Origin of the sequence: Streptomyces sp. NPDC058683 (assembly GCF_042716195.1) — a bacterium.
Taxonomy (GTDB): Bacteria; Actinomycetota; Actinomycetes; order Streptomycetales; family Streptomycetaceae; genus Streptomyces.
This window is the reverse complement of the sequence record NZ_JBHXSK010000087.1, coordinates 21,116-30,769: the sequence shown is the minus strand read 5'-3', so window position 1 is coordinate 30,769 and position 9,654 is coordinate 21,116. Positions and strand designations below refer to the sequence as shown.

Below are 9,654 nucleotides of genomic sequence, written 5' to 3'. Positions count from 1 at the left end.
CAACTCCCTCGCCCACTACCTCACCAAGGTCGGAACCACCGGCCAGAAAACAGAGCAGAACTAACCCTCAGGATTTCTGGCGCATCACACTAGCGCCCGTTGTGCCCGGACCCGCGCTGCGCGATCAGGACGTCGCGGATCTCCTTCAGTACCTCCAGCTCGGTCACCTCGACGACCTCGCGCGTGCCCTCCTTCGCCCTCCTGCGGGCCTCCACCCGGGCCAGGTACTTGGCCATCGGCAGGATCATCAGGAAGTACACGACCGCCGCGGTGATCACGAAGCTCAGTGTGGCTCCCAGGACGGAGCCCCACATGATCGGGATGCCGCTCTTCACCGTGCCGTCCGGGTTCAGCGCGCACGGGTCCTTCAGGCACGAGCTGTAGCTGTCGAGGTTCTTCGTGCCGATCGCGCCGACCAGCGGGTTGATGAGCCCCTTCACCACCGAGTTGACGATGTTCGTGAAGGCGGCGCCGATGACCACCGCGACTGCCAGATCGACGACGTTGCCGCGCATCAGGAAGGCCTTGAAGCCCTGCCATATGCCCGGATCCTTCTTTTCGCTCACCTCGGGGACTCTCCTCGCATGCACAGGGTGTGGAACAAAGCGCTCCGCAACCTACGTCACCATGCGGCCATCGTGCCCAATCCGGTAGCTCGAACGAGGGACTTGACAGGATTCGGCCAAGAAAATTCCCCAGACTGTTCAGCACAACGTCACCGCCAGCCGCGCCGTGGCGCTCGCGCCGACCAGCTGTGCCGCGGCGGCCCGCGGAACCGAGAGCACGACCAGCGCCCCGCTCTCCGAGGTTCCGTCGACCGGCTCCGGCAGCTCTGTCACACGTACCCCGCGCGCGATCACCCGGGCGTCCCCGCCCGTCGAGGGATCCCCGGCGGCGATGACGTCCACCCGGTCGCCCGGGCGCAGCAGGCGGACCGTTGCGGCGTCGGCGATCCGCACCGGCGCCGTCACCATGTCCACGGGCGGGGCGTGCCGCCGTACCGGCTGAGTGACCGCATGCTTCCGGGGCCGCTCGGCACGCAGGGGATCCGTGGCGGCACGGGGTCCGGCCGCGACGAGTGCCGCCGCCGTGACCGCCAGGCCGGCCGCGAGGGCGCGCCTGCGGTGCCGCAGCAGCCGCCCCAGCCGACAGCTCCCGCCGCGTACCCGCACCGGGTCGAAGTGCGGGACCTCGCAGGTGGCGGGGGCGTCAGTGCCGAGCGGGCGCGGGACGCGAAGGGGAGGAGGGAAGACGGGGGAGGAGGGTGGGGGAACGGACATGTGGATCACCGCCTGCGACGAGGAATCGGCTTGCGAGGCCACGATGAGGCCTCGCGCCGAAACGCGTCGGAGCCCGTGGACTATCCACGGGTTGTGGACAACTCCGCCACCCGAACGGGGAGTTCCGCCCGTTTTCCACAGGGGGCCGGATGCTCGGGAACCGCCCCGCCGTCCGTGCTACGGCAGCGGGAACCCCGGGTCCATCCCGCCGAGCGCGTTGGTGCACAGGCAGTCCCGTGCCGCGTTCTCCGGCAGGGCCGCCACCGCGTCGAACAGCACGCCCCGCAGCCGGTCCACGTTCGCCGCGAACACCTGCAGCACTTCGTCGTGCGAGACGCCCTCACCGGTCTCGGCGCCCGCGTCCAGGTCGGTGACCAGCGTCAACGACGTGTAGCAGAGCTCCAGTTCACGGGCGAGCGCCGCCTCCGGATGGCCGGTCATACCCACCACGGACCAGCCCTGCGCCTGATGCCACAGCGATTCCGCGCGGGTCGAGAAGCGCGGCCCCTCGATCACGACCAGCGTGCCCCCGTCCACCGGCTCCCAGTCCCGACCGCGAGCCGCCTTGAGCGCCGCGGCGCGCCCGGTGGGGCAGTAGGGGTCGGCCAGGGAGACGTGCACCACGTTCGGCACGGCGCCGTCGGGCAGCGGCAGCCCGTCGAAGTACGACTGCGCCCTGGACTTCGTACGGTCCACCAGCTGGTCCGGCACGAGGAGCGTGCCCGGCCCGTACTCGGGGCGCAGACCGCCCACCGCGCACGGGCCGAGCACCTGGCGCACGCCGACGGAGCGCAGCGCCCAGAGGTTGGCCCGGTAGTTGATGCGGTGCGGCGGCAGATGGTGGCCGCGTCCGTGGCGGGGCAGGAAGGCGACCCGGCGGCCGGCGATCTCGCCGAGGAAGAGGGAGTCGCTGGGCGGCCCGTAGGGCGTGTCGACCTGGACCTCGGTCACGTCGTCGAGGAAGGAGTAGAAGCCGGAGCCGCCGATTACGCCGATCTCTGCGTTCACCATGCTCAGCACACTAGCTGGCCGCCGGAGCACGCAGGAGCCGGTGCCCGGGAACACCTCGGACCCCGCCGTCGTACGACGGCGGGGTCCGGAAGGAGGAGTCTCAGGCGGCGGAGCTGCTGGCGGAGCCCGAGGAGGACGTCGAACCCGACGAAGACGTCGAGGACGTCGACTTCGCGTCGGACGACTTCGAGTCGGACGACGTGCTCGACGAGCCGGAGCCGGACGGCTTCGACGCGGGGCTGCTGCTCGACGAGGAGCCGCGGCTGTCGTTGCGGTAGAAACCCGAGCCCTTGAAGACAATGCCGACGGCGGAGAACACCTTCTTCAGGCGGCCACCGCAGTTGGGGCACTCGGTCAGGGCGTTGTCGGTGAACTTCTGCACCGCCTCGAGGCCCTCGCCGCACTCGGTGCACTGGTACTGGTAGGTCGGCACTGTCTTCCTCCTGGCACTCTCACTCGATGAGTGCTAACGACGGTCCATAGTGACGTATTCCTGAGGATCAGTCCACCGTCACCGGCACGCGGTGACCGACGCCACGTGCGACCGTCCGGTTCCGGGGCCGGGTGACGAGCCGCGAGCGCAGCGCCAGCAGGGTCACCAGGGCGAGCACCGTGCCCGCCATCGGCACCAGGAACCCGGCGCCGCCCCACAGGCGGTCCTCCAGCTGTCCGGCGACCGTGACCGCGGCCGCCTGGCCGAGCGCCACCGCGCCGGTCAGCCAGGTGAACGCCTCCGTGCGCGCGCCGGCCGGGACCAGGCCCTCGACCAGCGTGTATCCGGTGATCAGCGCGGGTGCGATGCACATGCCGACCAGCAGACCGAGGCCGGCCAGGACGAGCACGGAGTGGGACGTCCACAGCGCCGACGCGGTCAGCGCGAGCGCCGCGTAGCCGACGACCAGGCGCCGGTGCGGGGCGGCCTTCCAGGCGATCGCGCCGCAGACGATGCCCGAGAGCATGTTGCCCGCGGCGAAGGTGCCGTACAGGACACCGTTCAGGCCGGGCTCGCCGATCGACTCGGTGAACGCGGCGAGCGAGACCTGCATGCCGCCGAAGACGGACCCGATGCCGAGGAAGACGACGACCAGCACCCGCACGCCGGGCACGCGGAGCGCGGAGACGTGCTGCACGCGCGCGTGGCCGGTGCCGGTCACTCGCGGCTGGGTGCCGTTCTGAGCGGCGAAGAGGAGACCGCCGACCAGGGTCAGCGCGGCCTCCGTGACCAGGCCGGCGGCCGGGGTCACGGTGGTGCACAGGGCGGTCGCGAGCAGCGGCCCGAAGACGAAGGTGAGCTCGTCCGTGACGGACTCGAAGGCGGCCGCGGTGGACATGAGAGGCGAGTCCTGGAGCTTCACGCCCCAGCGGGCGCGCACCATGGGGCCGACCTGCGGCACCGAAGCGCCGGTCGGCACGGCCGCCGCGAACAGCGCCCACAGGGGCGCGTGCGCCAGCGCGAGTGCCGTGAAGGCGAGGCCCGACAGCGTGTGGACCAGCACTCCGGGGATCAGCACCGCGCGCTGCCCGTAGCGGTCGGCGAGGCGGCCGCTGTAGGGCGCGAACAGCGCCATGGAGACACCGGTGACCGCCGCGGCGGCGCCCGCGGCGCCGTACGAGCCGGTGGAGTGCTGCACGAGCAGCACGATCGAGATGGTGAGCATCGCGAACGGCTGGCGCGCCGCGAAACCGGGGAGCAGGAACGTCCAGGCCCCGCGGGTGCGCAGCAGCTGTCCGTATCCCGGGCGGGGCGGCGTTGCCGAGTTCTCCGACGGCTCGGTGGTGACCGTGGATGCCACGGCCCGTGCCTTTCTGCCGCCTGGTAGCGCGCCCGTGCGGGGGCGCCGAGAGCTGTCCTCTTGCGCGGAACTGCGGTAGATACCGGTGTCCACTGCGAAGAGCGATCCGGCCGCCATACGGTCGCGCCAGCTCTGCGTCAGGCAGAGTTGGTTCGATCAGGTGCTTTTATCGTACAGGGCTCAAGCCCTCGTACGCCTGTGAAAACGGGCACCACGGGGGCCGTTCACCTGGGATTGGTGGCGGTGTGAACCGTCCGAAACGCGTCCTTAACGTGCGCCTCACGCGCCCCGCGCCCGCAGCCGTTGCGTACGCCCGCGCTCACCGCCCCGAGGACGACCCCGACCCCGCGCCCGCCGTCCCGTTCGTGCCCAGCCAGCCCGCCAGCTTGCCCCCGTGCCCGACCGCCCGCAGCCGCCGCTCCGCGGTGTCGCGCACCGGGTCGGTGGCGACCACGAGGAGTTCGTCCCCGCGACGCAGCACCGTCGTGGGCAGGGGGACAAACGATTTTCCTTCGCGGACGACCAGGGTGACGGCGGCCCCGGCGGGCAGCCGCAGTTCGTTGACCTCGACTCCGTGCATCCGCGAGCCCTCGGGGATCGAGACGGACAGCAGGTGCCCGCGCAGCCGCTCCAGGGGGGCGGACTCGATGCCGAGGTCGGCCGCCTCCGGGCCGGTGCCGAGCCGCAGCTTGCGGGCCAGCCAGGGCAGCGTCGGCCCTTGGACGAGGGTGTAGACGACGACCAGGACGAAGACGATGTTGAAGATCCGGTGGCTGGTGTCGACGCCGTTCACCATGGGGATCGTCGCCAGGATGATGGGAACGGCGCCGCGCAGGCCGGCCCAGGACATCAGGGTCTGCTCCCGCCAGGGCACACGGAACGGCGCGAGACTGACGATCACGCTCAGGGGCCGCGCCACCATGGTGAGCGCGAGCCCGATGATCAGGGCCGGCCAGATGTCGTCGCCCAGTTCGTGGGGGGTGACCAGCAGGCCGAGCAGGACGAACATGCCGATCTGGGCGATCCAGCCGAGTCCCTCGGCGAAGCCGCGCGTGGCGGGCCAGTGCGGCAGCCTGGCGTTGCCGAGCACCATGGAGGCGAGGTAGACGGCGAGGAAGCCGCTGCCGTGCGCCAGCGCGCCGGCGGCGTACGCCGTGACCGCGATGGCCATCACGGCGATCGGGTAGAGGCCGGAGGCGGGCAGCGCCACATGCCTGAGGCCCCAGGAGCCGAGCCAGCCGACCGCGAGGCCCATGGCCGCTCCGATGGCCAGCTCCAGGGCTATCTCGCCGATCAGGACGTACCAGTGCTCGACCGGTCCCGCGGTGGAGAAGGCGACGACCAGGATGACCACCGGGGCGTCGTTGAAGCCGGACTCCGCCTCCAGCGTGCCCGTCACGCGCGCGGGGAGGGGAATGCGCCGGAGCACCGAGAAGACCGCCGCCGCGTCCGTCGAGGACACCACCGCACCGATGATGAGCGCCTGCCGCCACTCCAGCCCGACCAGATAGTGCGCGCCCGCCGCGGTGACCCCGACGCTCACCCCGACCCCGACCAGGGCCAGCATGGACGCGGACGCCAGGACGGGTTCGACCTCCTTCCACTTCGTGCCGAGACCGCCCTCGGCCAGGATCACGACCAGGGCCGCGTATCCGATGACCTGGGTCAGTTCGGCGTTGTCGAAGTGGATGTCGCCGATGCCGTCCTGGCCCATGAGGACGCCGATCCCCAGGTACACGAGCAGGCTGGGGAGCCCGCTGCGTGAGGAGATCCGGACCGCCGCGACGGCGACGAGCAGGACCAGGGAGCAGACGAGCAGGAGCTGGTTGAGGTGCTGGACAGTCAGTGGCGATTCCCTTCGTCGGCTCGCGCGCGGGCGACGCGAAAGCTCACGTACACAAGACCCGAGGCTGCGGCACCCCGCACCCAAGTACTTCGTTACCTTACCTAACTCTTGACGCTTTCTTGACGTTCCGCGAGGCAAGATCGAACACCCGTGCCTGCCGGTTCCCGACTCCGCGTCAAGGCGCGTAAGGCCCTGCGCCTATGGTTGCTCCAGCACTCCAGGACCGCCTGCCGCTCGCGTTAGGACAGCAAGGACAGCGATGCCCCCCAACACCACCGCCACATCGGGTGACAAGCCTGGCAAGTCCGGCAGGAAAAAGGGGCGCAAAGCCCGCCTGATCGTTCTGGTGCTCGTCCTCGCCATCGTCGGGGGCATCGCCTACGGGGCGTACTGGTCGATCAGCACGGTCCGCGCGTCCTTCCCGCAGACCAAGGGTTCGCTCACGCTCAAGGGCCTGTCCGGACCCGTGACCGTGAAGCGGGACGGCTACGGAATCCCGCAGATCTACGCCTCGTCCGACGAGGACCTGTTCATGGCGCAGGGCTACGTCCAGGCGCAGGACCGGTTCTACGAGATGGACGTGCGCCGTCACATGACGTCCGGGCGCCTGTCGGAGATGTTCGGCAAGGGCCAGGTGAAGGACGACGAGTTCCTGCGCACGCTGGGCTGGGACCGGGTCGCCAAGGAGGAGTACGACACCAAGCTGTCGGACTCGACGAAGAAGTACCTCCAGGCCTACTCCAAGGGGGTCAACGCCTACCTCGCCGGCAAGGACGGCAAGGACATCTCCCTGGAGTACGCGGCCCTCGGCTTCATCAACGACTACAAGCCCGAGCAGTGGACGCCCGTGGACTCGGTCTCCTGGCTGAAGGCGATGGCCTGGGACCTGCGCGGCAACATGGATGACGAGATCGACCGGGCCCTGATGACCAGCCGCCTCGGCCCGCAGCAGATCAAGGACCTCTACCCGGACTACCCGTACAGCCGCAACAAACCGATCGTCCAGGAGGGGCAGTACGACGAGCTCACCAAGACGTTCGAGCAGAGCGGCTCCACAAGCGGCTCCGGGACCTCGACGGGCACGAGTGGCTCCTCCACCTCGTCGACCACCGGTTCGGCGCTGACAAGCCAGCTGGCGGGCCTCTACAACGTCCTGGAGGACGTTCCCACGGCCGTCGGCGTGAACGGCCAGGGCATCGGTTCCAACTCCTGGGTCGTCGCGGGCAAGTACACCATCACCGGCAAGCCACTGCTCGCCAACGACCCGCACCTGTCGGCCTCGCTGCCGTCCGTCTGGTACCAGATGGGCCTGCACTGCACGACGGTCTCCAGCAAGTGCCAGTACGACGTCACCGGCTACACCTTCGCCGGCATGCCCGGTGTGATCATCGGCCACAACGCGGACATCGCCTGGGGCATGACCAACTCCGGTGTCGACGTCACCGACCTCTACCTGGAGAAGCTCTCCGGCGACGGTTACCTGTACGACGGCAGGACCAAGCCCTTCACGAGCCGTGAGGAGACCATCAAGGTCGCCGGCGGCACGTCGAAGAAGATCGTCGTACGGCAGACCGCCGACGGTATGCCCCTGCTCTCCGACCGTGACGACGAACTCGTCGAGGTCGGCAAGAAGGCCTCCGTCGACACCGCCGCACCCGACCGCGGCGACGGTTACGGCGTCGCCCTGAAGTGGACCGCCCTCGAACCGGGCACCACCATGGACGCCGTCTTCGCCCTCGACAAGGCTTCCGACTGGAGCAGCTTCCGCGACGCGGCCGCCCAGTTCGACGTGCCCTCGCAGAACCTGATCTACGCCGACACCAAGAACCACATCGGCTACACGCTGCCCGGCAAGATCCCCACGCGTTCGTCGGCCCACGACGGCTCCATCCCGGCCCCCGGCTGGGACTCCGAGTACAAGTGGACCGGCTACATCAAGCAGGACGAACTGCCCTACGAGTACGACCCGAAGCGCGGCTACATCGTCACCGCCAACCAGGCCGTGGTCGACAAGGACAAGTACCCCTACACGCTCACCACGGACTGGGGCTACGGCACCCGCAGCCAGCGCATCACCGACCTGATCGAGTCGAAGATCAAGGACGGCGGCAAGATCTCCACCGACGACATGCGTCAGATGCAGCTGGACAACAGCAGCGAGATCGCCAAGCTGCTCGTGCCCAAGCTGCTGAAGATCAACCTCGACGACAAGGACGTCCGCGAGGCGCAGAAGCTCCTCGAGGGCTGGGACTACACCCAGGACGCCGACTCCGCTGCCGCCGCCTACTTCAACGCGGTCTGGCGCAACATCCTCAAGCTCGCCTTCGGCAACAAACTGCCCAAGGAGCTGCGGGTCAAGGGCCAGTGCCTGTGGGTCGAGAAGGCCGACGGCACCGGTCCGGTCGACGACGACACCAAGGTCCGCGAGTGCGGCGAGCGCGACGCCGACCAGGCCCAGCCGGACGGCGGCGACCGCTGGTTCGAGGTGGTCCGCACCCTCATGGACAAGCCGGACAGCGACTGGTGGAAGACGCCGGCCGGAGCGGGTGACCGCAACAAGGCCGACAACATGGACGAGCTGTTCGAGCGAGCCATGGTCGACGCCCGCTGGGAACTGACCGCCAAGCTCGGCAAGGACATCGACACCTGGAGCTGGGGCCGGCTGCACCGCCTGTTCCTGAAGAACCAGACCCTGGGCACCGACGGCCCGGCCATCGTCCAGTACGTCCTCAACCGGGGCCCCTGGAAGCTCAGCGGCGGCGAGGCCACGGTCAACGCCACCGGCTGGAACGCCGCCGGCGGCTACGGCGTCGTCTGGGTCCCCTCCATGCGGATGGTCGTCAACCTCGACGACCTCGACAAATCCAAGTGGATCAACCTCACCGGAGCCTCCGGCCACGCCTTCAGCGCCCACTACACCGACCAGACCGGCAAGTGGGCCGACGGCGAGCTGCTCCCGTGGTCGTTCTCGGACAAGGCGGTCGACAAGAGCACCGACGACACGCTCGTCCTCAAGCCCTGAGCTGCTGACCGCACGCTGACGAAAACGGCCCTCCACGCACGCGTGGAGGGCCGTTTCACGTACCGGAGCCTGCCGTCGCCCCGCGTACCGGCTGCCTCAGGAGCCCGCGAACCGGCGCGCGCCCGACGGCGTCACCACCGCTTGCACCGGCCGGTCGTGCGCCTCCGCGGGCACGCGCTCGACGACCTCCGTGTCGTACAGCAGCACCACGAGCGCCGGGCGCGCGCCTGCGCGCTCCAGACGTGCCAGTACGCGGTCGTACGACCCTCCGCCGCGCCCCAGCCGCATCCCGCGCGCGTCGACCGCGAGCCCCGGCAGCAGGACGACGTCGGCACAGAGCACGGCGTCCGGGCCGAGGAGTTCGCCGGAGGGTTCGAACAGGGCCATCTTCCCGCCGTGTTGGACGCGCGCGAGGGAGCCCTCCCCGGCGTACGCGCCCCAGTCCAGATCGTTGTCCGGAAGGAGCGCGGGGAGCAGGACGCGTACGCCCCGCGTGAGCAGCGCGTCGAGTAGCGTGAGGGTGCCCGGCTCGCTCCCGACGGAGACGTACGCCGCCACCGTGCGTGCACGCGCCAGCTCGGGCAGTTCCAGAGCGTGCTCGGCCAGCGCGTCGGACGACTCCCTGACGACGTCTGTCGTCAACCTGTTCCTCACCCCCAGGAATTCTCGTCGCAACATTCGCTTGTCAGTCTCGCCCCCGGG

At 69.7% G+C, this 9,654-nt stretch carries 8 protein-coding genes; 1 reads left to right on the top strand and 7 read right to left on the bottom strand.

The window, feature by feature from the left end; genetic code table 11:
• Nucleotides 1–89: 89 nt before the first annotated feature.
• The 6 genes from mscL to ACFWXC_RS50365 form a co-directional block, all read right to left on the bottom strand.
• Nucleotides 90–566 (bottom strand): large conductance mechanosensitive channel protein MscL, encoded by a 477-nt coding sequence (mscL, locus tag ACFWXC_RS50390; protein ID WP_384490599.1) that lies wholly within the window; start codon nucleotides 564–566, stop codon nucleotides 90–92.
• 138 nt (nucleotides 567–704) lie between these two features.
• Nucleotides 705–1,280, bottom strand: coding sequence for a hypothetical protein (locus tag ACFWXC_RS50385; protein ID WP_384490597.1), 576 nt, complete (start codon nucleotides 1,278–1,280; stop codon nucleotides 705–707).
• A gap of 177 nt (nucleotides 1,281–1,457) precedes the next feature.
• Nucleotides 1,458–2,291 carry an S-methyl-5'-thioadenosine phosphorylase gene (locus ACFWXC_RS50380; RefSeq protein WP_384490595.1) on the bottom strand — a complete coding sequence of 278 codons (834 nt, stop codon included), beginning with the start codon at nucleotides 2,289–2,291 and terminating at the stop codon, nucleotides 1,458–1,460.
• A gap of 100 nt (nucleotides 2,292–2,391) precedes the next feature.
• Nucleotides 2,392–2,724 carry an FmdB family zinc ribbon protein gene (locus ACFWXC_RS50375; RefSeq protein ID WP_384490593.1) on the bottom strand — a complete coding sequence of 111 codons (333 nt, stop codon included), beginning with the start codon at nucleotides 2,722–2,724 and terminating at the stop codon, nucleotides 2,392–2,394.
• Between the two features lie 67 nt (nucleotides 2,725–2,791).
• Nucleotides 2,792–4,084: an MFS transporter gene (locus tag ACFWXC_RS50370; protein WP_384490591.1), complete on the bottom strand. Its 1,293-nt coding sequence runs from the start codon at nucleotides 4,082–4,084 to the stop codon at nucleotides 2,792–2,794.
• Nucleotides 4,085–4,403: 319 nt separating this feature from the next.
• The gene (locus tag ACFWXC_RS50365) at nucleotides 4,404–5,930 is read right to left on the bottom strand and encodes a potassium/proton antiporter (RefSeq protein ID WP_384490605.1); all 1,527 of its coding nucleotides are present in this window, start codon (nucleotides 5,928–5,930) and stop codon (nucleotides 4,404–4,406) included.
• A gap of 259 nt (nucleotides 5,931–6,189) precedes the next feature.
• Here ACFWXC_RS50365 and ACFWXC_RS50360 point away from each other — a divergent pair, with 259 nt between their 5' ends.
• On the top strand, nucleotides 6,190–8,952 hold the full coding sequence (locus tag ACFWXC_RS50360; RefSeq protein WP_384490589.1) for a penicillin acylase family protein: 2,763 nt from the start codon (nucleotides 6,190–6,192) through the stop codon (nucleotides 8,950–8,952).
• A 96-nt stretch (nucleotides 8,953–9,048) separates the two neighbouring features.
• Here ACFWXC_RS50360 and ACFWXC_RS50355 read toward each other — a convergent pair whose 3' ends face one another.
• Nucleotides 9,049–9,630 carry a 5-formyltetrahydrofolate cyclo-ligase gene (locus ACFWXC_RS50355; RefSeq protein ID WP_384490587.1) on the bottom strand — a complete coding sequence of 194 codons (582 nt, stop codon included), beginning with the start codon at nucleotides 9,628–9,630 and terminating at the stop codon, nucleotides 9,049–9,051.
• Nucleotides 9,631–9,654 lie beyond the last annotated feature (24 nt).